Genomic DNA, 25,699 nt, shown 5'->3' on the forward strand with positions numbered 1-25,699 from the left:
CCGGTCAGCGCGAAAGGCCACGTCACCTACGGTGCGGCCTGCCAAGACTGCCCACTTCGGGCACGGTGCACCACCGCGGTTCGTGGACGCAAAATTAGTTTCGGCGAACACCACCAACTCCAGCGCGAACACCGACAACACTTCTCTGACAAGACTATTGCCGACACCTACCGCCAGCATCGACCCATGGTCGAACGGACGATTGCCTGGCTCACCCGCGGTAACCGGCGGGTGCCCTACCGTGGAATCGAACGCAACAACAACTGGCTGCACCACCGCGCCGCCGCGATCAACCTACGCCGCCTGATCACCCTCGGACTGACTATCACCAACGGCACCTGGACACTGGCCACCGCCTGAACCGCGGCACCGCCGCCCCACCTAGATCGATCACCACGACCACACCCCGGAACCGACACATCCCCGCAGCAGGAACCTCAACCCAGGCTGGACCCTAATTCAGCAGGCTCCTAATCCGAAAGAAGCGACCCCATTGCTCCCTGAATCGAAAGAACCACGAAACCGCTTGTCTGCGATGCCCTCCCTTTGCTCCCTGAGGTGCGAGGAGCGTTAGCCGCCGGGCCGAGCAAGCGACGAAGGAGCGCGTCGAGGTCGACGAGCCTCGAAGGGTGGCGACGTCATCTCGCCAGGACCCTTCGTGACGGCCTCCGCAAGCTCCGGCCTCCTCAGGGAGCAGTGGTTGGGCTCGCTCCAACACAACGGGTTTTCGGAGTCCACGACGGCCGCGAGGCGGCAGATACTGAGGAGCGCCCGGAGCCTGCGGAGGGCGCCATCAACCCCTGCTCCCTGAGGAGCGCCCGGAGCTTGCGGAGGGCGCCATCAACTCCCGCTCCCTGAGGAGCGCCCGGAGCTTGCGGAGGGCGCGTCACGAAGGGCCTGGCGACCAAATATCCCCGCTCCCAGCGAATTCGACGTGATCTGCGAGCCGGCCATAGCCAGATGTCGAGGGCTGATCGTCGGGTGCGGATTCTTGTCGGTGGTCGGGTCTATCTTGGATGTATCAGGTGGACCGGTCAACCAGGCCGGGCGGCAACGACTTCGGGGGGAGTCACGGTGGGGGCATGGACGGATCTGCCGGGCGAGTTCCTCGCCGGGGTCGATCCTGCCCGTCCGGCCGATGCCGACACCGCCACCCATATGCAGCGTCTGGGGTCGATCCGCGCGGGCGAGTCGTATCTGGCGTGGTGCCGCTATCAGACGATCCTGGTGCTCTGCGATCGGCTGTTGACCACTGTCGGCAACAGTTACGTCTCCGACGGTTTCGGTGACATCGTCGCCCGGGTCTCGCGCGAGGCCGGGATCACCCGCTACCGGGCGGGGATGCTGGTCGACGAGGCGTTGTGTCTGCGTGACCGGTTGCCGCGGGTGTTGGAGACGTTGCGCGACGGCATCATCGGGCCGCACCAGATCCGCGAGATCATCGGCCGCACGCACTTGGTGTCCGATGATCACCTTCTCGACCCCGACGACCCGGCTAGCCGCCGGATCATCGAGGTGCTCGACGAGTCGATCGCCGACCTGCTGCGCTCCCGGTCCGGGTCGTGGTCGACGTCAGGTTTGCGCGACATGATCGACCGCCTGGTCTTCGGTCACGACGCCGACGCCGTCCGCGAACGGCGCCGCGAAGCGCTCGACAAACGAGGGGTGTGGACCGAGAACCACGGGGACGGCACCGGTGAGATCACCGCGGTCATGGCCGCCGAGAACATCCGGGCGTCCAACGCCTCGGTACGGGAGTTGGCCGCATCCGTCTGCGACCGGGATGGCCGCAGCCTCGGGGAACGAAAGTCCGACGCCATGTACGCGTTGCTCACCCGAACAGCGTTCACATGTGCGTGCGGGCAGTCCGACTGCACCGCAACACCTGTCGATCCTGCCGGTTCGGCGTCGAGTACCGAGATTGTGATTCACGTCGTCACCGACGCCGACACCCTGGCCGGCGGGTCCGGACCCGGTTGGGTCGACGGGCACGGAGTGATCTCCGATGAGCATGTGCGTGACCTCGCCGCCCGGCCCGACGCGACGATCAGGCCGGTCACCCCGGTCCGCACACCACCCACGCAGGTCGTCGCCGGCGAGGGCGGATACGACGACGAGCCCACGCGGACGGCGAACATCGCCGCGCCACAGCAGGCTACAGATGACGCCGACACCAACACCAACACCGACGCCGGCGGCGCGGGTGACGCGTCGACGCCCCCGACTTCGGCCACACCGTCGACGGAGCCGCCGTCGTCGGAGATGGTGGTGGTCTACCCGGCTGCCCTGCCTGGTGACCCGTATCGTCCGACGAGTGCGTGCGCGGAGTTCGTGCGGGTGCGCGACGGCTACTGCACCGAGCCGGGTTGCACGCGTTCGGCATTCACCGGCGACGTCGATCATGTCGCCGAGTACGACCACGCCCGACCCGCCCGCGGGGGTGCGACCTCGAGTGAGAACCTCAACGCCAAATGCCGTCCCGGTCATCTGCACAAGACCCACGGTGACTGGATCGATGTGCAGTACCGCGACGACGAGGGCCGCCTGGTCACCGAATACGTCACGCCCGAGGGCTTTGTGATCCCCGGCGAGGCCGAAACCCTCGAAGACCTCTTCCCCAACCTGCGTCGCATCCGATTCGAACAAGCCGCGAAAGCCCCACCCAGTCCGCGGATCATCGTGCCCGAACGGCAAGGCAGACAACAGCAAGGCCGACAACCGCGCACGATCACCGAACGCACCGCCGCGAAACACGCGAAGCGGCGAGAAGAACGTGCCCGCAACAAGGCACAGCGCGAAGCGGATCGGCGAGCCCGGAGCGAGGCAGCCCACCATCGAGCGACAACCCACGACGACGAGCCCCCGCCATTCTGACCCGGCGCTCGGCGTGGGCTGTGGCGGCTAACCCCGCGGGTACCCGTTCGTGTCCGCCGGAGCGTCTCCGTGTCCATTGCCGCCCGACCCCTTCGGCGGACGGGTGAGGCGTTTGGGAAGCCGCTCGGCGAGACCGCCGAGCGGTGCGACCGTCTGGTTCAGCAGGTCGACGGTCTCGGCGAGCTCGTGGACCGTTTCCTGCATGGCGAGCAGGTTGGGTCCGAGCTGCCCGATGACCTCGGTGAGCTCGGAGATCCGGTCCAGCGGCCCGCCCGGTGCGATCGCACGCTCGACCGCGCCGTTCTCGCCCAGGAGCTGATCGAGCAGGCCGTCGTCCTCGGCGAGCCGGTCCAGGATGCCTCCCGCGGCGGTCACCTTCTCGAGCACACCGTCGGGCGCGGTCAACTTGTCGACGATCCCGCCCTCGGAGGTGAGGCGCTCGAGGATGCCCTCGTTCTCGGTGAACTGGTCGACCACACCACCCGGCCGGGTCAGCCGGTCCAGCGGTCCACCCTTCGCGGTGAGGCGCACCAGGATGCCTCGTTCCTCGGCGACCTGGTCGAGGAGTCCGCCCTCGGCGGTGAGCTTGTCGAGCGGACCGTTCGGGGCGGTGAGCCGGTCGACGACACCCCCGGGATCGAGCAGTCGCTCCAGCGGACCGCCGTTGGCCAGGATCCTGCCGAACGGCCGCTCGGGGCCGAGTAGTTCGGACAGCTGGTTGAGGAGGGCGAGCGGTGTCCGGAGTGAACCGAGCTCGTCGGCGTCGACGCCCACTGCCAGTGCGATCTCGTTCTGCACGCTCCCGGCCGTGATGCGGGCGATGGCGACTGCGGACTCGGCTGCACTGAGCACCACCCCGGTGACCGCGAAACCGAGTCGGAACGGCATCTCGACGAGCGCACGGCCCGCGTCCGCCGTGGCCACCGGTCTACGGTCGGCGCGGCGACGGTCGGGTAGCGGCCGATCCGGAAGGGACTCCATGTTTTCCGACCCTAGGCCAACCGGCCGGCGTTCGGGGCGAGGGTTCGGTGATTCCGAAGGGCGGTGTCGCTACCGCGCACCGGTCGCCGGTGCCTCTGCCGCCTTGGCGGCCTTCGCCGCCTTCTTGAAGTCGCGGACCTTCTGCAGCGACTCCGGGCCGGTCACGTCGGCCACCGACCGGAACCCCTTCTTGCTGTAGTCGCCGGCGACCTTGGTCCAGCCCGACGGCTTGACGTCGAGTTGCTTGGCGACGAGCGCGACGAAGATCTTGGCCTTCTGGTCGCCGAACCCGGGCAGGGCGCGCAACCGCTTCATCAGGTCCGCGCCGTCGGCGGCCTCGGTCCAGATGCGCGCGGCGTCGCCGCCGTACTCCTCGGCGACGACTTTCGCGAGCGCCTGGACCCGGCCGGCCATCGACCGACCGTAGCGGTGGATGGCCGGGGGAGTGGCACACAGGTCGGCGAACGCCTCGGGGTCGGCGTCGGCGATCTCGACCGGATCCATCGTGCCGAACCGGTCACGGATCTTGGCCGGCCCGGCGAAGGCCCGTTCCATCGGGAACTGCTGGTCGAGGAGCATTCCCGTGAGGAGGGCGAACGAATCGTTCGACAGGAGTTCGTCGGCCGCGGGTTCCTGCGCGATCTGGATCTTCGGCATGGGGTCGATTCTGGCAGACGGCACCCGCGTGCGGCTCTAGACTGCCCCCATGATGAGCGGGGAGAACACGGTCGGCTTCGAGAACGGCAGACGTCGGCGGGGGCGCGTCGGAGTGGGAACGGTCGCGACGGTGGCCGGCGCCGTGCTGGCGCTGGCCGTGTCGCTGTTCGGTACCGGCGCCGCCGGGGCCGCACCGGCAGACGACGGGGCGAACTACGTCACCACCCTGCGGTGCGACAGCGTCAACCCGTGGCCGGCAGGCACGGTCAAGGTCCGCGTGGACGTGTTCAACCAGATCCGGCATCCCGCCGACGGACTACCCGGACCCGTCATCGCGCTCATCGGTACCGACCGTGCCCGAGCCGTGGCCCTCGAATACACCTACGAGGTGTCGGTGTCGTGGCGGAACCTGCGGACCGGACGTACCGGCGTCACCACGGTTCCCGGCCGCGGGTACACCATCAAATGGCAGGTCGACATCCATCCGGGCAGCGGTCCCGTCGCCTTCACGATCCGGCAGAAGATCGGCGCGCTGGCCTTCTTCCCGATGACCAATCCGAAGTACTCGACCTGCTCGGGTCGCGCGGTCGCCTGACTCACCGTTCGGCGAGCCCGCCGATCAGCAGGTACTGCGCGGTGAAATAGCTCGCGAGCACCCAGGCCTCGCCGGCCATCCGGAGTCGAGGATCGGTGACCAGGTGTCGTCGATTGATGATCGCGAGGTCGGAGAGCAGGAAGAACCACCCGCCGGCCCGCAAGCGCGGCTGCGGCGTCGGCACGTCCGCCGCCAGCGCCGACATCGTCGCGAGCGTGTTGCCATACATCCCCAGAACCGGCAGCAGGGCTGGGCGGTGTCGGCTCAGCACCGTCGCCGACTCGGCGAGAACGCCCATACGCGGCGCGACGGAGCGAACCGACGGTCGTGCGCCGGCACGCCACATCGCGACCGCGTAGCTCAACTGTGCGCCGGCGAACGACGTCGCACCCCTGCGGAGAAGGCGATCCTTCGCCGCCGGGTCGTCGTGTTCGAACTCCTCTTGCAACATGAACCGGTCCCCAACAGCCGAGAACCCCAGAACGGCCGCCAGCGCCACGGTGTCGGCGACCGGGCGGCGTCGTGCTCCGGCGGCCACCCGTGCCGCGAGAAGCGCGATCGGCAGCGGTTTGGTGATCGCGGCGCTGCGTCGATCACCGACCGAACCGGCGATCGTCGCTGCCGCGGCAGTGGCCGCATAGGCGATCCGGAACGTTCGGTTCACCGCAGGACGCGGGCGACGAAGGCGCGGATGTCGGTGTCGGAGAACCGCTTCGACTGGGCGCCGTCGAGCGTCAGATAGGTACGCGCCGACACCTTGCTGTCGCCGACCCGGGCGTCGTTGAGGTACTTGAGGGTGAGCGGTACGACGACGGAGGTGTCCTGCAGGGTCTGCGTCATCAGGACCGGACGCTCGAAGCCGCGAGTGGGCAGCTCGGTCGCCTTGGTCAGCAGGGCGGTGAGTTCGGTGTTCCCTGACAGTGGTTTGGTGAACAGCGAGCCGATGGCGAGACCGTCCACCTCACGCGCGAACTCGGTGACACACGACGCGGCGGCCTTGGTCAGCCATTTCTTGCCGGTGTCGGTGAGGTAGGCGTCGAGATCGAGGTCGGACTGCGCATTGCGGATCGCGCTCAGCGTGTACAGCGCATCGGCGGCCAGCCCGGACGGCATCGCCGCGGACGACGGCCCGAGATTGGACACCAGCGAACCGAACTGGGCGGGAATCGAACTAGCCGCGGCACCCTTGAAGTCGAGCTTGCCGCCCTGGATGGTCGGGGCCAGTCGGGCCAGCGTGATCGCGGCCGCGGCACCCTGGCCCTCGCCGACCACTGCCCACGAGCGCGACAGGTTGTCGGCGATGTCCCGAGAGGCGCGCACCGCGTCGACGATGTTGCGGGCAGTGGCCTCGAGATCGTAGTACTGCGGCGTGCCGGGGGTCCCGACACCCGCGTAATCGGTACTGACGACGGCATATCCACGACCGAGCCATCGCTTGAGCTCATCGGTGTCCTCGGCGGTGGGCCGCGACGACGGTGCGCACCGGTCGGCGATGCCGCGCGAACCGTGGGCCCAGGCGACGATCGGCCAACCGCCGGCCGGCGCCCGCCCGCCCGGCACCATCAACACGCCCGAGGACAGATGGGCCTTGCCGTCGGCGCCGGTGCTCCAGTACGTGAAGTCGTTTCCGGACCCGGCGCCCGCGACCGTACGTGCCCGGGGGAGTTCGCGATTGGCGTAGACGGCGCCCGGCGTCTGTCCCGGACCTCGCGTGTCGACGGTGCCCGCATTGTCGTCGGCGGGCGCGCTGTTGTCCGTCGACGACGGTTCCGCCGACGGCTCGGCCACGCCTGGCGTCGATGTTCCCGGAGTCGGTTCGGCCGCGGCCGTCGCCGTCATGCCGAAGGCGGCCGGGGCCACGACGATCGTGAGCGCGGCTGCGGCCGCGAGGGCGCGTGCTAGGTGGGCACTCCGTGGTTTCGAAGTGTTGCCGTGGGGGTTCATGTGTCGTCAGTTCGTTCTGTGAGGCGTGACCGGATGCGAAAGGCGTTGTGCGTCAGGCATTGACGATGCCGACGGCAGGGAGGAACCAGCAGTTCTGGGTACCGTTGCTGGCGTTGCCGAAGACTGCCGACAGGATGGTGCCGCTGCCGGTCTTCACCGGTGCCAGCCGGACCCCGGACAGCAGGGGCAGCGCCGTCAGCGCGGTGCGGTCCGTGATCGGGTCGAGATCGGCGAAGCCGCCCTGGAGCGTGCTGGTGTTGAACCACGCGACCTGCATCGTGCCGCCGCTACCGGCCGTCGGCGAGGCGGGCACGAAAGCGTATGCGGTCTCGCCCTTCTCGACGAGGTTGAGCTTCTCGGGCAGCTTCACGCCAGGGATCATGTCGAGCAGCGGCTTGAGCTGGGTCAGGGGGTCGGTCTTCATCGGCCACGGACCCGCCACGGCCCCCGCCCCGGCGGTGACGAGTCCGAGCGGGTTGTCGGCGGTGGGTGCGGTGCAGAACGGCGACACCGACGGGGTGAGCGTCTGGATGCCGAGCGTGCGCAGCAGAGCGATGGGGTCGGTCGGGGCCGCGACCGGAGTGGCGGCCGACGCGGGCGCGCCCTCGGCGGCCGCGGGGAGCGGGAGAGCTCCCGCACGCCCGGCGATGTCCTCGACCGACAGCTGCCCGGCACTGCCCATGATGGTCTGCGCGGCCTGCACGGCGATCTGGTCGACGCCCGCGGCCTTGAGCAGACGGACCGCCCCGGCCAGCTCGGCATCGAACGGGATCGACAGCGCGCCGAGCAGGTTGGCGGGGATGAGGGGCTCGGCCGTCGCCGGCGCCGAGGTGGCGGTGAGGGTGGCCGCCGCGATCGCCACACCCATGAGACCGGCGCCGCAGCGCTGGATCGCGCGGCTGCGAGTGACGCGACGCGGAGCGTCGGAACGCGTGAACCGAGACGTGAGGGACATGGCTCTCCTTGGGGCAACCGGCTGTGACGGCCGAGCACCCGCCACGTGTGGCGGGTGTGACAGATGGGACTCGAGTTACAAGAGACCACGAAGGCTCGGAACCCGGCAAGTCGCGAGTCCGACCTGTGACATGGGCGCGATCCGCGAGAGACCGAAACCGCGGCGAACTGCGGGTTCAGTGCCCTTGAGCACGGTCTCGGACCGCCGCACAGAGGCCGACCACCGCCGGCACGCTCAGCTCGCGCCGCCGATTCCCTTGCCGATCAACACGACTCCGATGACCAGGATCAGCACCGCCATCACGGTCCCACCCCCGTCGTCGTCGGCGTGGCCAGGCATCGGAGCGCCTGACCGATCCCGGGTACGAGGCGCTCGGCGAGATTGATCGCCGCCAGCGCGAACGCGATCCCCATGGCGGTCACCGGACGCATCTCGTCGATGGCCGACATCCATTTCGGCGACACCGCGACACCGACCACAAGGGGTAACAACTCGCCGAGCACGGGTCCCATCGAGAACTCCTCACGACATGGTGCCGACAGATGACGTTTGTACGCCATGAGAGTGGCGAATGTCGGACTGTTCGCGTGACGGACGGTCTTGATGTGTCTTGCATGCCATTTCGCGTTCTGTTCGGCCGATGTTCACGTGATCCGCCGCGCCTTCCGATAGTGACGCCCTGAGCGCGGGTCCTCTCACGACGAAGGCACCCCGGCTGCGAGCCGGGGTGCCTTCGTTGTGAGAGGAGAAAGAGATCAGATGATCGCGAGCCCGATCACCGGGACGATGGTGCAGGAGACGACCTGCCCCTTCGTCTTCGTGGTGACGTTGCCGTGGATCGCCGAGATGACGCGGCCCTTGCCGGTCCGCGAGATACCGGTGAAGGTGCCGGGGCCCTCCTTCACGTTGATCTTCGGGTTGCGCTTGAGCGTCGTGGTACCCGTGCGACCGGTGTCGACGTTGAACCAGCTGACCGTGAGCGGCGCGGCCTTGTTGTCGATCGCCGGACCCGTGCCGAGCGAGGTGTAGACGTATCCGCTCTCGCCGCGCTTGGGGCCGGGGGCGGGTGCTTCCTGCGGTCCGGCGGTGACCAGGGCGCGACCGAGCGAACCGCCGCCGGGGATGCAGCCGAGGCCGAAGGTCGGGTAGAGGAACTCCTGGATCTTCGGGGCGTTCGGGCCCTGCGGGATCTCGGGATCGCCGGGCTTGGGCTCGGCGGCGAGCTGACGCGCGGCCTGCTTGCGGCCGGGTTCGCCGAGGAAGTCGGCGATAGAGCGCCAGATCTTGCTCACCTCAGCCGGCATCCCGGGGGTGTCGGCGAACGACTGGGCCTGGCGGAGCAGGTCGACCGAGACCTTGCCGTCGGGTCCGGGCGTCGCCACGGAGCCGATGATCGCGGGAGCGAACGCGCCGAGCGAGTCCAGCACGCGCTGGTCGACCTTCGGGGCCGGGGCGGCCTGCGCGGCCATCGGCATCGCGAGTGAGGTCGCCGCCGCGAGCGCAGACACGGCGACGAGGAGTCGACGGGTCCGGAGTCGACGCGGGGCATGGCCGGATCGCAACCTCAGTGGCCGGGAGAAACGCACTGGTGTGTCCTAACGGTCGTGGCGCCGACGATCAGTCGATCAGCGCCTCGCGGGTCGTGTCATCCGCCCGGGTGTCGGGTAGCGGACAGCCCATCCTCTCACCCGGGTCGTCGCGGGTCATTCTAAGCCCCCCGCGGGTTCCACTGTCCAGACCGCCGGCCTGTTACGGGTGGGGTTGTTGTGGTAATTGATGCAATTGTTATCGAAGTGACGTCGGGGCGGTTGGATCGTACGGACAGGCGGCAACCTGGTTGGATGAGGAGAATCGGGGATCGGGGACGGTCGAACAGGAGTCTGAAGTGAAAGAGCTGCGCGCTGACGCGTCGGGTCGCCCACGCGGGAGGTCGCGACTGACGCGACTGGTGGTCGGTGCGGCCGCCGTCATTCTCGCCGCGACGTCGGCGAGTGCGTGTGCCGACGACTCGTCGTCGGGCGCCGAGGTCACGCTGCTCACCCACGATTCCTTCGAACTGCCGGAGTCGGTGATCGACGAGTTCCGCCAGGAGACCGGACTGACCCTGAAGATCGTGAAGTCCGGGGACGCCGGACAATTGGCGTCGACGGTTTCACTGACCCCGGGTGCGCCCAAGGGAGACGCGGTCTTCGGCATCGACAACACCTTCGCCTCGCGTCCGATCGACGCCGGCGCCCTGGAGTCCTATGAGTCACCCGCCGCGGCCGACGGTGCCGCCGATTTCGCGGTGCCCGGCGCGGAGGGGCAGCTCACGGCCGTCGACCGCGGGGATGTGTGCCTCAACATCGACGACGGCTGGTTCGAATCCAGGTCTCTGACCCCGCCGGCGAGCTTCCGAGACCTGACCCGCCCGGAATTCGCCTCGCTCACCGCGGTGACCGACCCCGCGACCTCCTCGCCGGGCACGGCGTTCCTGCTCACCACCGTCGGTGCGATCGGAAACGGCTGGCAGGACTACTGGAAGCAGGTCGTCGGTGGCGGCGCGACCATCGTCTCGGGCTGGGAGGTCGCCTACAACCAGCTCTTCACCGCCGGAGAGGGCCGTGGCGACAAACCCATCGTGCTGTCCTACGCCTCGTCGCCGGCGGCGACGCCCGGGACGAGCGCGCTGCTCGACAGCTGCTTCCCGCAGGTGGAGTACATCGGCATCCTGAAGGGCACCCGGAACTCGACCGGCGCCCGCAGGCTCGTCGATTTCATGCTGAGTCCCACTGTGCAGAAAGAACTCCCGAACTCGATGTATGTCTACCCGGTGCAGCGCGACACCCCGCTGCCCGCGGGATGGCCGGCGCGCGCGGAGGTGCCCGCCTGGATGTCGTCGTTGCCGCCCGCCACGATCGCGGAGAACCGCGAGATGTGGCTCGATCAGTGGCGTGCCGCGGTCGGCCGGTGACGACTCGGTGACCCCGGCCGGGACAGTGGTGACCCGGGTGGCCCGGGCCGCCGGACCGGTTGCGCTGTGGGTGGTCCCGGCGCTGTTCGTCGTGGTGCTGTTCGCCTGGCCGGTGATCGCGCTCGTCCGGCGCGCCGTCACGATCGCCCGTGACTCCGGGGTGGGCCTGATCGAACTGCTCGACCGCACCGACGCCCTGGGGCTTCTGGGCGTCACCCTGGGCCAGGCGGCCGCCTCGACGGTCCTGGCGCTCGTCGCCGCCGCACCCATCGCGTGGTTGTTCGCCCGGGTCCGCGGGACCACCGCGGTCATGCTCGCCGTCGTGGTGACCGTGCCATTCGTGCTGCCGACGGTCGTCGTCGGTGTCGCCTTCCGTTCTCTGCTGTCCGGCCCATTGGCGTTCCTGCACATCGAATCCGGGCTGCCGGCCGTGCTCGCGGCGCACATGTTCATCAACATCGCCGTCGTCGTCCGCGTCGTCGGGGCGGCCTGGCGCAACCTCGACCCGCGGCTGCTCGAGGCGGCACGGTCGCTCGGGGCGGGCCGGATTCGGGCGACCATGACCGTGGTCGTGCCGCGCCTGGTGCCCGCCACGGCGTCGGCGGCCGCGCTGATCTTCCTGTTCTGTTCCACCAGTTTCGGCGTCGTGATCATTCTCGGCGCCGGGGAGCTGCGGACCCTGGAGACCGAGATCTACACGCAGGCCATCGGATATTTCCGGATTCCCGAGGCGGTCGCGCTGTCGATGCTGCAGATCGTGGTGGTCATGGCGGCGCTGCTGCTGACGCGGGTGTTCGCCGATCCGGCGAGCCGCGGATCGGGTGGCGGCGCCCGGCGGGCCGAACGGAGCCGCAGGGTCGCCGGCGGCCGCTGGACGCGGCCGGCGGTCTGGGTGGTGGGGGCGTGGACAGCAGTCCTCCTTGTCGGACCGGTCCTGGTGCTGATGGTGCGGTCGGTCCGACCGGTCGCCCACGGCGACTGGACCCTCGCCGGCTACCGCGCACTGGCCGAACCCGTCAACGGGGTGACACCCCTGGAGAGCCTGCGCTATTCGCTGGTGACCGCCACCGCGGCGACCGCCATCGCCCTGGTGGTCGGTACGCTCGCCGCCGTCGCGCTGCATCGCGCGCACGGAGTCGTCGGGGCGATCGGCTCGGCCGTCTCGCTCATCCCGCTCGGGATCAGTGCTGTCACACTCGGATTCGGCTACCTAATCGTGCTGGCGTCGTTGCCGTACGAGATCGCCGCATCGCCCGCGGTCATCCCACTGGTCCAGGCCCTCATCGCGATTCCGGTGGTCATCCGCATCATGATGCCCGCACTCGAGTCGGTGCCGGTCCGGTTGCGGCATGCCGCGGCGACGTTGGGAGCCACGCCGTTTCGCGTGTTCGCGACCGTCGACCTGCCGATCGTCGGAAGGTCGATGGGGGCTGCCGGTGGGTTCGCCTTCGTCATGGCCCTGGGCGAGTTCGGCGCGACGAGCTTCCTCGCCCGCGCGGACACGACCACTCTTCCGGTACTCATCGGGTCCGCTCTGAACCGCCCGGGGGCCGAGAACCTGGCCACCGCCATGGCCGCCTCGGTGGTCCTCGTCATCGCGACGGTCGTCGCAGTCGTCGTGGTCGAGGCGTTCCGGCCCCGCTCGGAGGTGCCGCTGCTGTGACCACGCAGAGTTCATTGGAGATCTCCGACCTCACGGTCGCGTACGGCGGCGAGACCGTCATCGACGGTCTGTCGTGGCGGCTCGGGGGAGAAGGGTCACTGGTAACCGCGATCCTGGGCCCGTCGGGGTGCGGCAAGTCGACCCTGATCCGGACGATCGCCGGACTCGAGTCGCCGGTCGGTGGAACGGTGCGGTTCGGCGGAGTCGACCTCGCCGGCGTCGAGGTCCATCGGCGGGACTTCGGGGTCGTCTTCCAGGACGGGCAACTGTTCGGCGGGCGCAGTGTCGCGTCGAACGTCGCGTACGGGCTGAAGGTGCGGCGCTGGTCGCGCCGCGCCATCGCCGATCGCGTCGCCGAGATGCTCGACGTCGTCGGACTCACCGGTTACGACAAGCGTCTCGTCGAGACCCTGTCGGGCGGCCAGGCCCAACGGGTCGCGCTCGCGCGTGCCATGGCCCCGCGTCCGCGTCTGCTGTTGCTCGACGAGCCGCTCGCCGCGCTCGACCGGCGGTTGAGAGACGAATTGGCCGTGGAGATCTCGGAGATCGTGCGAGCGGCCGGCGTGCCGACGATGGTGGTGACCCACGACCACGCCGAGGCCGCCACCATGGCCGACGAGATCGCGGTCATGCGGGACGGGATGATGATCCAGACCGACGTTCCGGCGGCGCTGTGGCGACACCCGGTCGACGAGTGGACCGCGCGTTTCCTCGGCGCCACGACTGTCGTCGATGCCCAGGTCCGGTCGGGCGTCGCGCAGACCGTCCTCGGTGAGATGCCGCTGGATCGTCCCGACGGTCCGTGCCGGCTCGGCCTGCGGCCCGAGTCGGTGGCGATCGGACCTACGCCGTCCGATGCGCCGGAGAGGCCGGGAACGACGGCGACCGTCGTGCTCGTCGCCGAACTCCCGGCCGGCCCGCGCGTGCGCATCGACACCCCGGTCGGCGAGATCGATGCGGTCACAGATGCCTTCGTCGCGATCGGCGACCGGGTGCGGGTGCGTCTGGTGCCGGAACGGGTCGCGGTGATCGGGTCGTGACGCCGCGTGGGCCGGCGAGGAGGTCGTCGTGCCGGTGACACGACGAGACGTGCTGGTCCCGCCGGGACTGATGGTCGTCGGAGCGACGTCGATGTATCTCGGCGCGGCCGTCGCCGTCGGCCTGTTCGACGTCATCTCCCCGGCCGCCGTCGCGTGGTTGCGGATCGCCGGGGCCGCGCTGGTGTTGCTCCTGTGGGTGCGTCCACCCCGCGGCGCCTGGCGCTGGGAGCGATTGCGCCTCGCGGGATGCTTCGGGCTGATCACCGCCGGGATGAACATCGCCTTCTATGAGGCGCTCGCGCACCTGCCCCTGGGCACGACCGTCGCCCTGGAGTTCCTGGGCCCGATCGTGGTGGCCGCGTTGGGTTCTGCGACGCGTCGCGACGTCGCCGCACTCGTCCTGGCGGCGCTCGGCGTGGTCCTGATCGCGGACGTCCGATGGTCGGGAACGGCGATCGGCGTCGTCCTGGCGCTGACCGCGGCCGCCTGCTGGGCGGGGTACATCGTCCTGGGCAAACGGGTCGCGGCGCGAGGCACGGGCGTCGAGGACCTGGCGACCGGTTTCGCGGTGGCCGCGTTGCTCACCGCGCCGCTCGCGTGGTGGGTGGCCGACGCGGTACGCGCGGGGGCCGCGTTGCCGGTGGTCCTGGCCCAGGGGTTGCTACTCGGCATCGCCTCGACCGCGGTGCCGTACGCACTCGACCAGATCGTGCTGCGGCGGGTCGGCCAGGCGAGGTTCGCGATCCTGCTCGCGCTGTTGCCGGTGACGGCGTCGGTGATCGGGTTGCTCGCGCTGGCGCAGGTGCCGCGGCCCCTCGAAGCGGTCGGGATCGCGCTCGTCGCGGTGGCCGTCGCCGTGCGATCGGTCGACGACGACAACCGGTCCGACGATCGTGAGGCGGAGATGCCGCCGGGGTGACCGGGAATCAGGCGGCGCGCGCCTTCTTCAGTGCTTTGTGCAGCTCTTTCTTCGACATGTCGGAGGTGTCGAGCTTGCGCATCCGGTGAATGACCACCGGGCAGCGAACACAGCGCGTCGAACTCTTGCAACACTTCTTCTTGGGCTTCAGAGAGCCCACCTTGGTCGGGTCGACCTTGCCCATACGGCGAGGTTAGCAGACCCTAACTACGACTCTTGTGGGTGCTGTGATCGCGGTCTCACCGCCCGAGCCGATAGTCTGTGACGTTGAATCCCTAGGTGATCTGCTCCCCGCGCCGGTCAGAGCCGTTCGGTTGCGAACGTTCCAGACGTTCGGCAGTGACCCGGACGCCGGCCGCCGCTGCCGGTCCCCAACCACACGAAAGAGAGCCAGTGAGCGCTGTCCCCACCTTCCGCAACGTCGCGATCGTCGCGCACGTCGACCACGGAAAGACCACACTCGTCGACGCCATGCTGCGCCAGTCGGGCGTCTTCGGCGAGCGCGCCGAGGTCGTCGACCGGGTGATGGACTCCGGTGACCTCGAACGTGAAAAGGGCATCACCATCCTCGCCAAGAACACCGCGGTCCACCGGCGCCAGCCGGACGGCACCGAGGTCGTCATCAACGTCATCGACACCCCCGGCCACGCCGACTTCGGCGGTGAGGTCGAGCGCGGCCTGTCGATGGTCGACGGCGTGGTCCTGCTCGTCGACGCCTCCGAGGGGCCGCTGCCGCAGACGCGCTTCGTGCTCCGCAAGGCGCTGGCCGCCGAGCTGCCGGTGATCGTCGTCGTCAACAAGACCGATCGTCCGGATGCCCGCATCCAGGAGGTCGTCGACGAGACGCAGGATCTGCTCCTCGACCTCGCCTCCGACCTGGACGAGGAGGCCGCGAAGGCCGCCGAACTCGTCCTCGAGCTCCCCGTGCTCTACGCCTCGGGCCGCGCCGGTGTCTGCAGCACCGAGCAGCCGGCCGACGGCGAGATCCCGGCGGGGGAGAACCTCGACTCCTTCTTCGACGTCCTGCTCGAACACGTCCCGGCGCCCAAGGGCGACCCGGACGCCCCGCTGCAGGCACACGTCACCAACCTCGACGCCTCGGCCTTCCTCGGCCGTCTGGCGCTCGTCCGCATCCACAACGGGACCCTCCGCAAGGGTCAGCAGGTGTCCTGGTGCCGCGAGGTCGACGGTGAGGCCGTCGTCGAGCGCGCCAAGATCACCGAGCTCCTCGCCACCGTCGGCGTCGACCGGGCGCCCGCCGAGTCCGCATCGGCCGGTGACATCGTGGCCGTCGCCGGTATGCCGGAGATCATGATCGGCGACACCCTCGCCGACCTGGAGAACCCGCAGCCGCTGCCGCGCATCACCGTCGACGAGCCGGCGATCTCGGTCACCATCGGCACCAACTCGTCGCCGCTGGCGGGCCGGGTGTCGGGCCACAAACTGACCGCCCGCATGGTCAAGCAGCGTCTGGACACCGAGCTGATCGGCAACGTGTCGCTGCGCGTGCTCGACATCGGCCGGCCCGACGCCTGGGAGGTGCAGGGACGTGGCGAGCTCGCCCTGGCCATCCTCGTCGAGCAGATGCGTCGTGAGGGCTTCGAGCTGACCGTCGGCAAGCCGCAGGTCGTCACCCGCAAGGTCGACGGCAAGGTCCAGGAGCCGTTCGAGCACCTGACCGTCGACGTGCCCGAGGAGTACCTCGGCGCGGTCACCCAGCTGCTCGCCGCCCGCAAGGGCCGCATGGAGCAGATGAACAACCACGGCACCGGCTGGGTCCGGATGGAGTTCATCGTGCCCTCGCGCGGCCTCATCGGGTTCCGTACCGACTTCCTCACCGAGACCCGCGGCACCGGCATCGCCAACGCGGTGTTCCAGGGTTACGACGCCTGGGCGGGCGAGATCCGGGCCCGCCACACGGGTTCGCTCGTCAGCGACCGGTCGGGAACGGTCACCCCGTTCGCGATGATCCAGCTCGCCGACCGCGGCACGTTCTTCGTCAACCCGGGCGACGACTCGTACGAGGGCCACGTCGTGGGGATCAACCCGCGCCAGGAGGATCTCGACATCAACGTCACCCGCGAGAAGAAGCTGACCAACATGCGTCAGTCCTCGGCCGACGTGATGGAGACCCTCGCCAAGCCGATGCAACTCGACCTCGAGGGCGCCATGGAATTCTGCGCCGCCGACGAGTGTGTCGAGGTCACCCCGGAGGTCGTGCGAGTGCGTAAGGTGCACCTCGACTCGACGACGCGCGCCCGTGAGCGCTCGCGGGCCAAGTCCCGGGATGCCGCCGTCAGCTGAGTGTCGATGGCGCTCCGGCGCCGCATCACGGTGGCGGGCGCGTCCGACGGACCGAGAAGCTTCTTCGTCATGGGGGTATCCGAGGTGAATCGCGCGAGACCACGACCGGGCCGCAAGGCCGCGAACCGGGTCCGTGGGCGGTTGCTCGGCATGCTCTCGTGCAGCGTCGCCCTGCTCGTGGTGCTGACCGCCTGCATGTCGGATCCGCCGCCCCCGGTCCGCGACACCGGGCCACCGCCGACCCCGACCGAGTACCCGGTGGAGAAGACGATCTACATCGCCACCGACTCGGTCGGATCGGGCTTCAACCCGCACATCGCCGCCGACCAGAACCCGGTGACGACGGCGGTCGCGGCGATGACGCTGCCCAGCGCGTTCGCGCCGGTCCAGACCCCGGGCGGGACGGTGTGGGAACTGCAGCGCTCGTTCGTCACCTCCGCGGAGGTGACGTCGCGGGCGCCGTTCACCGTGACCTACCGCATCCACACCGACGCCCAGTGGTCCGACGGCCTGCCGGTGACGGGCGACGACTTCAACTTCCTGTGGCAGCAGATGTCCCGGCAGCCCAACGTCGTGGCACCGGCCGGCTACCGGCTCATCGACTCGGTGCAGTCCCGGGAGGGCGGCAAGGTCGTCGAGGTGCGGTTCGAGTCGCCGTACCCCGCGTGGCGAGAGCTGTTCACCGGATTGCTGCCCAGTCACGTGCTCAAGGGTGCGCCGGCCGGCTTCCAGACCGGGATGGACACCGGCAAGCCGGTTTCGGCCGGGCCCTACGCGATCGTGGGGATCGACAAGACCCGCGACGAGGTCCGCCTCGCCCGCAACGACCGGTACTGGGTCACCCCGCCCCGGTTGGACCAGATCGTCCTCCGCCGCGCCGGCACGTCGGCCCAGATGCTCGACTCCGTACGATCCGGCGACTCGGCCATCGTGGCCCTCGGCGCCTCGCCGGCCACCGACGCGGAACTGACCGCGCTGCCCGGTCTCGAGACCGCCCGCAGCCTGACGTCGCGGTCACTCGGTGTGAGCGTGAACGCCCGCACCGACGCGATGAGCTCGGTGGAGGTCCGGCGCGCGATCCTCGGGTTGGTCGATCCGCGACTGACCACCTTCGCCGGTGCCGGCGACTGGGTCGTCGAACCGTTCGCGAACACCGTCTTCGCGCCGTCGGATCCGGGCTATTCGCCGGTCGACCGCCCGCGCCTCGGACCGGCCGAGGTCGACGCCCTGCTCGGCGCCGCCGGTTACCGCCGCGCCGCGCCCGAGCCCGTCGGCTCGGCATCCCCGGTGCCGTCGGCGTCGTCGTCGGAGCCCTCCTCGGTGTCGCCGTCGTCCCCATCGGGGTCCACACCCGCGTCCGAGGCCCCGTCCGCCGGCGGGTCGGCGACGCCCGGGGTGAGCGAGACCCCGATCGAGGGTCTGGTCGAGGTACCGGAACTTCCCGAGGGAATCCTGCCGTTCCAGCGCGACGGGCAGGACCTCATCGTCCGTGTCGGTGCGGTCGCCGGCGATCCGCGGACCACGTCGGCCGCGTCGAGCATCGTCGACCAGCTCCGAGGTGCAGGGGTGCGCGCTCAGGTCGTGACGCTGCCCAACAGCGAGCTGTACGGGTCGGCGCTCACCAACCAGCGCGTCGACCTGGTCGTCGGGTGGTCGGGGCTCGGCGTGCCGCCGGCGTCGTCGCTCGCGTCGCAGGTCGACTGCAACCAGCCCAAGCCCGGTACCGAACCGTCGCCCGCGACGCCGCCGACGCCCACCAGCATCGCGCCGAGCGGCGGCGATCCCGGGGACAGCTATGCCAGCAACGTGTCCGGGTTGTGTGACCCGCGGCTCATCGAGCTCGCGCGCACCGCACTCTCCGAGGACGACCCGATCCCGACGCTGAACGAGGCCGAACCGCTTCTCGCCGCGCAGGCGATCTACCGGCCGCTGTACCAGGACTCGATGGTCGTGGGCACCACGTCCGCGGTGCGCGACGTCCCGCTCACCGGACCCATCCAGGTCTCGATCTTCGGGACCGCGGTCGATTGGGAGCTGACGTGACCGGTGTCCCGGCGGATCGCCGGCTGCTGCTCGTCCACGCTCATCCCGACGACGAGACGATCATGACCGGCGGCACCATCGCCCGGTATCTCGCCGAGGGCGTCGACGTGCGGGTGCTGACCTTCACGCTCGGGGAGGAGGGCGAGGTGATCGGCGACGAGTGGGCGCAGCTGGTCGCCGACGGCGGCGCCGACCAGCTCGGCGGGTTCCGGGTCCTCGAACTCACGCGGGCACTGGCCGAGCTCAGTCCCGCCGGCCGTCCCGCGTTGCGGCCGCGATTCCTCGGCGGTGCGGGCCGATGGCGGGACTCCGGGATGGCCGGCGCGCCGTCCGCGAACCACCCGCGCGCACTCGTGCGGGCACCGTTCGACGAGCCCGTCGAGGCGTTGGTCGACGTGCTCACCGACTTCGCACCCCAGGTGGTCGTCAGCTACGACGCCTCGGGTACGTACGGCCATCCCGATCACAAACTGGTGCACGAGGTCACGACGGCCGCGGTCGCCCGCGCCCGGGAAGTCGGTCCGGGCCCGGCCAAGATCTACGAATCGGTGACCGAACGCAGCGCACTGGACTCCGGGCTCGCCGGCGTGGCCGCGGTACCCGACGGCTGGCGGATGCCGCGCGACGGTGAGCTGCCGAGCTATCCCGACGCCGACATCACCACCGAGATCGACATCAGCGCGTACCTCCCCCAGAAGGTGGCCGCCCTGGCCGCCCACGCCACACAGGTGACCGTTGCGGCGTCCGGAACCGAATACGCGCTGTCGAACAACATCCTGCAGCCGATCGCCCGCGCGGAGCATTTCATCCTCACCGAACCAGAGCGTCACGAGTCCCTCGGTGCCACGGACACGCGCGAGTCGGACCTGTTCGCCGGGAGCGACTGACTCGATGGCCCGCTTTGTTCGGCCCGTATCGGGTTCCGTCGTCGACCGACTGCTCCTGGGGTTCCTCGTCGTCGACGGGTTCGCGATCGGTCTCCTGAGCGTCGCGTTCACCTATCAGCGCTTCGGCGGCGTCGCCCTGCCCGTCGCGGCACTTGCCGCCGGCGTGGTCAATGCGGTCCTGCTTTGGCTCGCGGCCGGCCTCACCGCGACCCCGTGGCGGTACGGGCCTCTCGCCGCATGGGGGCTCGTCGTCGTGGTCGCCGGCGGGCTCCCCGGCCCGGGCGGGGACGTCGTGCTCTCGATCAGCAGTGGTTACCTCGTACAGACCCTGCTGCTCGTCGTCCTCGGCGTCGGGCCGTGCGCCGCGCTGGGCTGGACGGGGCGGCTGCCCGAACCCGACTGACCACCGGCCGCAGGGGCGCTCCGCGTCGTTCCGCGACGGGCGGCGTTAGAGTGAGAGACATGCTTCTGCGCGCGTGGGCCGAAGACATCATGGCCCCGATCGAGCGCGTCACGGCCGCACTGAGCCGTGTCCGTGACGACCCGACTCTCGGGGCCGACGCCCTCGACGATGACGGCTGGGTCGCCCTCCTGGGGGCCTCGGGTGCGCAGCTCGACGAATTGTGCGATCTGGCCGACACCGTGCGTCGGCAGGTGACCGACCCGGAGGTGTTGACCTTCGTGGTCAACCGCAACCTCGACACCGGGATCGTCAGCCGGCTCGGACCCGACGACCCGGGTCTCGACGAACTGGTCGCCGAGGCGGTCGCACTCGGCGCGACCGAGATCTGCATGCAGGGACCCCTGCCCGCCGAACTGCCGGCCGACGACTACGTCCGGCTCGTGGAGGACATCACGGGGGCCGCCGACGGGCTCCACCTGCACGCCTATCGGGCCCCGGAGATCGTCGACGGCGCCGAGCGTGCCGGGATCACGATCGTCGAGCACCTCGAGCGGCTGCGGTCGGCGGGCCTGGGGTCGGTGCCGGGGACCGCCGCCCAGATCCTCGACGACACCGTCCGGGTGACGCTCTCACCCACCGGCACGGCGCCGCCGGTCGGCAGCTGGGTCGACGTCATCGAAACCGCCCACCGCGTGGGTCTCTTCTCCACCGCGACTATGCTCTACGGGCACGTCGAGACGCCCGCACACCAGATCGCCCATCTTCGACTGCTACTCGAGATCCAGCGTCGCACGGGCGGTTTCAGCGAACTCATCCTGATGCCACTGCTTCCCGAGAACGTGCCGCCCCACTTGGCGGACACCGCCTCGCGGACCGCGTCGGAGCGGGAGACCCGCGCGTTGCACGCCGTCGCCCGCCTCATGACCGCAGGCCTCCTCGATCATCTGCAGGTGGCGTGGACCAAACTGCCCGCGGCCACCGTCGATCTGGTGTTGCGCGGCGGGGCAGATGATCTGGGTGGGCTGTTGCTCGACGGCACCCTGATGCCGGGCGCGGGACCGGAGTCAGGTCGTGTCCTCGACGCCGCGGCTGTCGTCGACATCGCGGCGCGAGCCGGACGGAGGCCGCGTCAGCGCACCACCCGCTACGGGGTGCCAGAGCCCGACCGGCAACTCCCGCTGCCACAGGTGTCCGCGTGAGCCGGAGCATGTCTTCCGGGCGGGCGGCCGGAGCGCAGCAGCGCGCGCTGACGATGGACGACGTGGATGTCGCCATCATCGGCGCGGGCTTCGCCGGGCTCGGGATGGCGACGCAGCTCGCGCGCCGCGGGCGGGAATCCTTCGTCGTGCTCGAACGCGCCGACGGCGTGGGGGGCACGTGGCGCGACAACACCTATCCCGGCATCGCCTGCGACATCCCCGCCCATCTGTACTCGTTCTCGTTCCGGCCGCCGGCCGACTGGTCGGCGCGATTCCCTCGTGGCGCCGAGATCCGCAGCTATCTCGAACAGATCGTCGTCGACGAACGACTCGCCGACCGCATCGAACTCAATCGCGAACTCCGCGAAGCGGTCTGGGACGAGCAGGGGGCGCACTGGGTGATCACGGCGGCGGCGCCGGACGGCCGGGACGTCACCTTCCGCGCTCGCTCGCTGGTGCTGGCGGTCGGACGGTTGTCGGAGGCGCGCATCCCCGACATCGACGGACTCGACACCTTCCCGGGACAGGTCGTCCACACGGCCGCCTGGCACGACGACGTCAACGTCGCGGGTGCGCGGGTCGGGGTCGTCGGAACCGGTGCGTCGGCGGTGCAGCTCATCCCGCATCTCGCCGACGCCGCGGACGATCTCGTCGTGTTCTGCCGCACGCCACCGTATGTCGTGCCGCGCGCGGACCGGCTCTACACCGACGACGAGCGGGCCGCCATGCTCGACCCCGTCGTCGCGGCGGAGGTGCGCGACCGACTGCTCACCGAAGCCGACGGGGCGTTCCGGCAGCGGCTCGGGTTGCATCCGGACATCGACGAGATCCGTTCCCGTGCGCGGGATCACCTCCACGGGCAGGTGGCCGATGCCAACCTCCGTGAACAGCTGACCCCCGACTACGAGATCGGTTGCAAGAGAATCCTGCTCAGCGACGACTTCTATCCGGCGCTACAACGCTCCAACGTGGTGTTCGAGTCGAGTGCTCTGACGTCGGTCGCCGAGACCAAGGCCACCGCGCACAGTGGTCACACCTACGATCTCGACGTCCTGGTGATGGCAACCGGTTTCGAATCCGCACGCCCGCCCGCCGCATCGCGCATCACCGGTCGTGCCGGTCGGCGGCTGTCCGACCACTGGTCTGCGGGCATGACGTCCTATGCCTCGACCGTGGTCAGCGGATTCCCGAACATGTTCGTCCTCGACGGGCCCAACGCGGCGCTCGGCCACAACTCGGCGATCTACATGATCGAGACGCAACTCGACTACGTCCTGGGCGCGCTGGAGTACATGGCCGGCAGCGGGATCACGACGCTGGCGGTCTCGCCTGCCGCCGAAGACGAATACACGCGGGAGATCGACGCTCGCAGCGAGTCGACGGTGTGGCTGACCGGTTGTGAGAGTTGGTATGTCGACCCCGACAGCGGTCGCCTGACCCTGTTGTGGCCGGGCACTGCGGCGTCGTTCCGCGAACGCAACGGCACCTTCGACCCCGAACCGTACGAACCCCGTCCCGACGACGCCGGCACCGGAACACCTGAGGAGGGTGAGGAATGACCGAGAAGTTGACCGTCCGCGCGGCCCTGGACGCCGCGCGCGACCGGGCGCCGATCGGTCTCGACGAGGCCGTGACGCTCCTGTCCTGCGCAGGAGACGACCTGGTCGAACTGCAATCGATCGCCGGGGCGCTCCGCGACGAGGGGCTGGCCGCGGTCGGCCGGTCCCGGCAGATCACCTACTCCCGCAAGGTGTTCATCCCGCTGACGCGCCTGTGCCGCGACCGGTGCCACTACTGCACCTTCGTCACGGTCCCCGGGAAACTCGCCCGCGCGGGGGAGGGGCTCTATCTGGAACTCGACGAGGTCGTCGACCTCGCGCGCCGCGGTGCCGAACTCGGCTGCAAGGAGGCGCTTTTCACGCTGGGTGACCGCCCCGAGGACAGGTGGCCGCAGGCCGGCGAATGGCTGGCCGAACGGGGTTACTCCTCGACGCTGGACTACGTTCGTGCCGCCGCGGTCGCCGTCTTGTCGGAGACGGGTCTGCTGCCGCACCTCAATCCCGGGGTGATGAGCCTCGAGGAACTGCTCCGCCTGCGCCCGGTCGCACCGTCGATGGGCATGATGCTGGAGACGACGTCGCGTCGCCTGTTCACCGAGAAAGGCCAGGCACACTACGGAAGTCCCGACAAGGACCCGCTGGTCCGCATGCAGGTGCTGCGTGACGCGGGCACCGCTCGTGTCCCGTTCACCACCGGGATTCTGGTCGGGATCGGCGAATCACTCACCGAGCGGGCCGAATCGCTGCTGGCCCTCGCGGATGTGCACACCCGAGGCGGGCACATCCAGGAGGTGATCGTGCAGAACTTCCGGGCGAAGCCGGACACCGCGATGCGCTCGACCCCCGACGCGGAGATGACCGAGTTCCTCGCCGCCGTCGCGGTCGCCCGGGTCGTCCTCGGCCCACACATGCGGATCCAGGCGCCCCCGAACCTGGTGTCGCCCGCCGAATGTGCCGCGCTGATCGCCTCCGGCGTCGACGACTGGGGTGGGGTGTCGCCGCTGACTCCCGATCACGTCAACCCGGAACGCCCGTGGCCTCACCTCGACGCCCTGGCCGCCCGCACCGCGGAGTCGGATTTCGTTCTCACCGAACGCATCACCGCGCAGCCGCCGTATGTGCTGAACGGTGCCGACTGGATCGACCCGGCACTGACCCAGCACGTCGCCGCGCTCGCCGACCCGGTGACCGGCCTCGCCGTCGACACCCGCCCGGCCCCGCGTCCCTGGCCGGCGGTTGCCTGAGGGAAGCACCGCGCCTCCGCGTCACGAAGGGTTTGGCGACACACCTCACCAGGACCCTTCGTGACGGCCTCCGCAAGCTCCGGCCTCCTCAGGGAGCAGTAGTAGGGCTCGCTCAGAGCACAACGGGTTCTTTCGTAGTCCACGACGGCCGCCAGCCCCCGCTCCCTGAGGTGCGAGGAGCGATAGCGACGAGCCTCGAAGGGTCCTGGCGAGACGAATTGCGAAGGGTCAGCCGAGAACCGGTGCGAGAGCTTCGTATCCGCCGACGACGTCGGTTGCGCGATGGAGTCCGAGATCCTGCAGGGCCGCGGCGGCCAGGCTCGACGTATAACCCTGGGAGCACAGGATGATCCAGCGGACGTCATGGTCGACGGCCTGGTCGATGCGGGCGTCGCTCGCCGGGTCGCACCGCCATTCGAGGACATTCCGTTCGATGACGAGGGCTCCGGGGGCCTCGCCCTCCTCCGCGCGCTGCGCCGCGGGACGGATGTCGACCAGCACCGCCCCGTCGGCCAGCTCGGCGGGGACGTCCGCGGCCTCGACCCGCGCGATCCGCGACCGTGCGTCGGCGAGTACGTCGTCGATGGTGCGGGGAGTGCTCATTCGGGCTGGTCGGTGAGAACGGTCCGGTTGCGGCGCAGGTGGCCGCCCTCGGAGATGTCGTAGTACGACATCGCGGTCAGCGGCGGTGAGTAGGCGTGCACGCTGAGCGTCGGGGTCACCTGCGGGCTGGTCTCCGCACCGATCTCCGGCGCGGCGACGACCGGGTTCCGCACGACGTCGTGCACCCACCCGAGAGGAAAGGCGGCCTGGTCGCCGGCGTCGAGGATGCGCACCGCCAGATCGTCTCCCGTCCAGTGGTACTCGCGCAAGCTGCCCGACAACACCGTCAGGGCTCCGAGCGAACCGGCGTGGTCGTGCAGTTCGGTGGCCTCGCCCGGCGTCCAGCTGATCAGCCACACGTCGACGTCGTCGTCGGCGTGCAGGCGCGTCGACCAGCGATGCCGTTCGTCCCAGACCTCCGGGAGCAGGTCGTCGTGGCGACCGTCGAGGACGTCTGCGACGCCCTGGTCGGTGATGCGGAGGAGGTCGGCGGGCCGGAGCCGCGTCGGCAGGTGACCAAGGGCGCGCGGGGCCGCGGTACCCGGACGCTCGCGCAGGGGCGAAGACGTCCGAGCACGATTCCGGGCGGAGGAAAGAGACGATAACGCGGACTGAGGCGCCCGTTCGGTGCGGGCGAGGGTGGAGGTCATGGCGAATCCTTGCGAGAGTCGAAGAGGATGTGGTGAGGCCGATCGGTTCAGCAACAGCACATCGACATCGACCGCGCGGTGGGTCGGTGCGGCACCCGGGCACACGCGCCCGCGGGTCGGTGTCCGGTGAGGACGGATTCGTCGACGACGATCATGCGCCCGACTCTGCACGCGGATCGTCGCGGCGTCGAGGTTTGGCGGCACGCTGAACGAAACCCGGAGCGGC

General features: G+C 69.7%; 24 protein-coding genes. 14 read left to right on the top strand and 10 right to left on the bottom strand.

From position 1 onward, the window contains the following. Both ACFVHY_RS10325 and ACFVHY_RS10330 read left to right on the top strand, forming a co-directional pair. Window positions 1-360: transposase (locus ACFVHY_RS10325; protein ID WP_390271529.1), on the top strand; the 360-nt coding region annotated here is incomplete at its 5' end. A gap of 714 nt (window positions 361-1,074) precedes the next feature. Then, window positions 1,075-2,874 carry a DUF222 domain-containing protein gene (locus tag ACFVHY_RS10330; protein ID WP_390271530.1) on the top strand — a complete coding sequence of 600 codons (1,800 nt, stop codon included), beginning with the start codon at window positions 1,075-1,077 and terminating at the stop codon, window positions 2,872-2,874. Between the two features lie 27 nt (window positions 2,875-2,901). Here the strand turns inward: ACFVHY_RS10330 and ACFVHY_RS10335 are convergent, their stop codons facing one another. Together ACFVHY_RS10335 and ACFVHY_RS10340 are read right to left on the bottom strand one after the other, a co-directional pair. Further along, window positions 2,902-3,855, bottom strand: a complete 954-nt coding sequence (locus tag ACFVHY_RS10335) for a hypothetical protein (protein WP_390271532.1) — start codon at window positions 3,853-3,855, stop codon at window positions 2,902-2,904. A 69-nt stretch (window positions 3,856-3,924) separates the two neighbouring features. Beyond that, window positions 3,925-4,512 (bottom strand): HhH-GPD-type base excision DNA repair protein, encoded by a 588-nt coding sequence (locus ACFVHY_RS10340; protein ID WP_159371194.1) that lies wholly within the window; start codon window positions 4,510-4,512, stop codon window positions 3,925-3,927. Between the two features lie 49 nt (window positions 4,513-4,561). Between ACFVHY_RS10340 and ACFVHY_RS10345 the strand changes: the two genes are divergently transcribed. Beyond that, a complete protein-coding gene (locus ACFVHY_RS10345) occupies window positions 4,562-5,107 on the top strand; it encodes a hypothetical protein (RefSeq protein ID WP_159371193.1) in 546 nt (181 codons plus the stop codon). Between the two features lies 1 nt (window position 5,108). Here ACFVHY_RS10345 and ACFVHY_RS10350 read toward each other — a convergent pair whose 3' ends face one another. The 5 genes from ACFVHY_RS10350 to ACFVHY_RS10370 form a co-directional block, all read right to left on the bottom strand. Then, window positions 5,109-5,771, bottom strand: a complete 663-nt coding sequence (locus tag ACFVHY_RS10350; protein ID WP_390271534.1) for a lysoplasmalogenase family protein — start codon at window positions 5,769-5,771, stop codon at window positions 5,109-5,111. Beyond that, window positions 5,768-7,051 carry an alpha/beta hydrolase family protein gene (locus ACFVHY_RS10355; protein ID WP_390271536.1) on the bottom strand — a complete coding sequence of 428 codons (1,284 nt, stop codon included), beginning with the start codon at window positions 7,049-7,051 and terminating at the stop codon, window positions 5,768-5,770. Before ACFVHY_RS10355 ends, ACFVHY_RS10350 begins: the two co-directional genes overlap by 4 nt. Window positions 7,052-7,103: 52 nt before the next feature. Then, window positions 7,104-8,006: a hypothetical protein gene (locus ACFVHY_RS10360; protein WP_065632627.1), complete on the bottom strand. Its 903-nt coding sequence runs from the start codon at window positions 8,004-8,006 to the stop codon at window positions 7,104-7,106. 299 nt (window positions 8,007-8,305) lie between these two features. Beyond that, window positions 8,306-8,518, bottom strand: coding sequence for a hypothetical protein (locus ACFVHY_RS10365; protein WP_390271538.1), 213 nt, complete (start codon window positions 8,516-8,518; stop codon window positions 8,306-8,308). A 243-nt stretch (window positions 8,519-8,761) separates the two neighbouring features. Further along, complete coding sequence (locus ACFVHY_RS10370; protein ID WP_078112959.1) at window positions 8,762-9,592, bottom strand: hypothetical protein; 831 nt, start codon at window positions 9,590-9,592, stop codon at window positions 8,762-8,764. Window positions 9,593-9,891: 299 nt separating this feature from the next. On the opposite strand from ACFVHY_RS10370, the gene ACFVHY_RS10375 reads away from it, so the two are divergent. From ACFVHY_RS10375 to ACFVHY_RS10390, 4 genes are all read left to right on the top strand, one after another. After that, complete coding sequence (locus ACFVHY_RS10375; protein ID WP_390271540.1) at window positions 9,892-10,959, top strand: thiamine ABC transporter substrate binding subunit; 1,068 nt, start codon at window positions 9,892-9,894, stop codon at window positions 10,957-10,959. A 7-nt stretch (window positions 10,960-10,966) separates the two neighbouring features. Then, window positions 10,967-12,622, top strand: coding sequence for an ABC transporter permease (locus tag ACFVHY_RS10380; protein ID WP_390271850.1), 1,656 nt, complete (start codon window positions 10,967-10,969; stop codon window positions 12,620-12,622). Next, window positions 12,619-13,662, top strand: coding sequence for an ABC transporter ATP-binding protein (locus ACFVHY_RS10385; protein WP_390271542.1), 1,044 nt, complete (start codon window positions 12,619-12,621; stop codon window positions 13,660-13,662). Before ACFVHY_RS10380 ends, ACFVHY_RS10385 begins: the two co-directional genes overlap by 4 nt. 70 nt (window positions 13,663-13,732) lie before the next feature. Further along, window positions 13,733-14,581: a DMT family transporter gene (locus ACFVHY_RS10390; protein WP_390271852.1), complete on the top strand. Its 849-nt coding sequence runs from the start codon at window positions 13,733-13,735 to the stop codon at window positions 14,579-14,581. Window positions 14,582-14,588: 7 nt separating this feature from the next. Here the strand turns inward: ACFVHY_RS10390 and ACFVHY_RS10395 are convergent, their stop codons facing one another. After that, window positions 14,589-14,765: a hypothetical protein gene (locus tag ACFVHY_RS10395; RefSeq protein ID WP_091344396.1), complete on the bottom strand. Its 177-nt coding sequence runs from the start codon at window positions 14,763-14,765 to the stop codon at window positions 14,589-14,591. Between the two features lie 209 nt (window positions 14,766-14,974). Here ACFVHY_RS10395 and typA point away from each other — a divergent pair, with 209 nt between their 5' ends. From typA to cofG, 7 genes are all read left to right on the top strand, one after another. After that, entirely contained in the window at window positions 14,975-16,885 is a 1,911-nt protein-coding gene (gene typA / locus ACFVHY_RS10400; RefSeq protein WP_058252521.1) for a translational GTPase TypA, read from the top strand. A gap of 69 nt (window positions 16,886-16,954) precedes the next feature. Then, window positions 16,955-18,928 (top strand): ABC transporter family substrate-binding protein, encoded by a 1,974-nt coding sequence (locus tag ACFVHY_RS10405; RefSeq protein ID WP_390271544.1) that lies wholly within the window; start codon window positions 16,955-16,957, stop codon window positions 18,926-18,928. Beyond that, window positions 18,925-19,815: an N-acetyl-1-D-myo-inositol-2-amino-2-deoxy-alpha-D-glucopyranoside deacetylase gene (gene mshB / locus ACFVHY_RS10410; protein WP_390271546.1), complete on the top strand. Its 891-nt coding sequence runs from the start codon at window positions 18,925-18,927 to the stop codon at window positions 19,813-19,815. The genes ACFVHY_RS10405 and mshB overlap by 4 nt, the downstream gene beginning before the upstream one ends. 4 nt (window positions 19,816-19,819) lie before the next feature. Then, the gene (locus tag ACFVHY_RS10415) at window positions 19,820-20,218 is read left to right on the top strand and encodes a facilitated glucose transporter (protein ID WP_390271548.1); all 399 of its coding nucleotides are present in this window, start codon (window positions 19,820-19,822) and stop codon (window positions 20,216-20,218) included. Window positions 20,219-20,277: 59 nt separating this feature from the next. Next, window positions 20,278-21,417, top strand: coding sequence for an FO synthase (locus tag ACFVHY_RS10420; RefSeq protein WP_390271550.1), 1,140 nt, complete (start codon window positions 20,278-20,280; stop codon window positions 21,415-21,417). Window positions 21,418-21,470: 53 nt separating this feature from the next. Continuing rightward, window positions 21,471-22,976 (top strand): flavin-containing monooxygenase, encoded by a 1,506-nt coding sequence (locus ACFVHY_RS10425; protein ID WP_390271854.1) that lies wholly within the window; start codon window positions 21,471-21,473, stop codon window positions 22,974-22,976. Next, complete coding sequence (gene cofG, locus ACFVHY_RS10430) at window positions 22,973-24,220, top strand: 7,8-didemethyl-8-hydroxy-5-deazariboflavin synthase CofG (RefSeq protein ID WP_390271552.1); 1,248 nt, start codon at window positions 22,973-22,975, stop codon at window positions 24,218-24,220. Before ACFVHY_RS10425 ends, cofG begins: the two co-directional genes overlap by 4 nt. A gap of 228 nt (window positions 24,221-24,448) precedes the next feature. On the opposite strand, the gene ACFVHY_RS10435 is transcribed toward cofG, so the two are convergent. Together ACFVHY_RS10435 and ACFVHY_RS10440 are read right to left on the bottom strand one after the other, a co-directional pair. Next, window positions 24,449-24,823, bottom strand: coding sequence for a rhodanese-like domain-containing protein (locus ACFVHY_RS10435; RefSeq protein WP_068972057.1), 375 nt, complete (start codon window positions 24,821-24,823; stop codon window positions 24,449-24,451). Continuing rightward, window positions 24,820-25,473 (bottom strand): cysteine dioxygenase family protein, encoded by a 654-nt coding sequence (locus tag ACFVHY_RS10440; RefSeq protein WP_226513698.1) that lies wholly within the window; start codon window positions 25,471-25,473, stop codon window positions 24,820-24,822. The genes ACFVHY_RS10435 and ACFVHY_RS10440 overlap by 4 nt, the downstream gene beginning before the upstream one ends. Window positions 25,474-25,699 lie beyond the last annotated feature (226 nt).

It is taken from the genome of Gordonia sp. NPDC127522, assembly GCF_042672305.1.
Taxonomy (GTDB): domain Bacteria; phylum Actinomycetota; class Actinomycetes; order Mycobacteriales; family Mycobacteriaceae; genus Gordonia; species Gordonia hongkongensis.

What these genes read in the sequence shown, in the direction of transcription:
- ACFVHY_RS10335 (WP_390271532.1), bottom strand. Translation starts at nt 3,855, where the DNA reads ATGGAGTCCCTTCCGGATCGGCCGCTACCCGACCGTCGCCGCGCCGAC.
- ACFVHY_RS10340 (WP_159371194.1), bottom strand. Translation starts at nt 4,512, where the DNA reads ATGCCGAAGATCCAGATCGCGCAGGAACCCGCGGCCGACGAACTCCTG.
- ACFVHY_RS10345 (WP_159371193.1), top strand. Translation starts at nt 4,562, where the DNA reads ATGATGAGCGGGGAGAACACGGTCGGCTTCGAGAACGGCAGACGTCGG.
- ACFVHY_RS10355 (WP_390271536.1), bottom strand. Translation starts at nt 7,051, where the DNA reads ATGAACCCCCACGGCAACACTTCGAAACCACGGAGTGCCCACCTAGCA.
- ACFVHY_RS10360 (WP_065632627.1), bottom strand. Translation starts at nt 8,006, where the DNA reads ATGTCCCTCACGTCTCGGTTCACGCGTTCCGACGCTCCGCGTCGCGTC.
- ACFVHY_RS10365 (WP_390271538.1), bottom strand. Translation starts at nt 8,518, where the DNA reads ATGGGACCCGTGCTCGGCGAGTTGTTACCCCTTGTGGTCGGTGTCGCG.
- ACFVHY_RS10390 (WP_390271852.1), top strand. Translation starts at nt 13,733, where the DNA reads ATGGTCGTCGGAGCGACGTCGATGTATCTCGGCGCGGCCGTCGCCGTC.
- ACFVHY_RS10395 (WP_091344396.1), bottom strand. Translation starts at nt 14,765, where the DNA reads ATGGGCAAGGTCGACCCGACCAAGGTGGGCTCTCTGAAGCCCAAGAAG.
- ACFVHY_RS10405 (WP_390271544.1), top strand. Translation starts at nt 16,955, where the DNA reads ATGGGGGTATCCGAGGTGAATCGCGCGAGACCACGACCGGGCCGCAAG.
- ACFVHY_RS10415 (WP_390271548.1), top strand. Translation starts at nt 19,820, where the DNA reads ATGGCCCGCTTTGTTCGGCCCGTATCGGGTTCCGTCGTCGACCGACTG.
- ACFVHY_RS10420 (WP_390271550.1), top strand. Translation starts at nt 20,278, where the DNA reads ATGCTTCTGCGCGCGTGGGCCGAAGACATCATGGCCCCGATCGAGCGC.
- ACFVHY_RS10425 (WP_390271854.1), top strand. Translation starts at nt 21,471, where the DNA reads ATGGACGACGTGGATGTCGCCATCATCGGCGCGGGCTTCGCCGGGCTC.
- cofG (WP_390271552.1), top strand. Translation starts at nt 22,973, where the DNA reads ATGACCGAGAAGTTGACCGTCCGCGCGGCCCTGGACGCCGCGCGCGAC.
- ACFVHY_RS10435 (WP_068972057.1), bottom strand. Translation starts at nt 24,823, where the DNA reads ATGAGCACTCCCCGCACCATCGACGACGTACTCGCCGACGCACGGTCG.
- ACFVHY_RS10440 (WP_226513698.1), bottom strand. Translation starts at nt 25,473, where the DNA reads ATGACCTCCACCCTCGCCCGCACCGAACGGGCGCCTCAGTCCGCGTTA.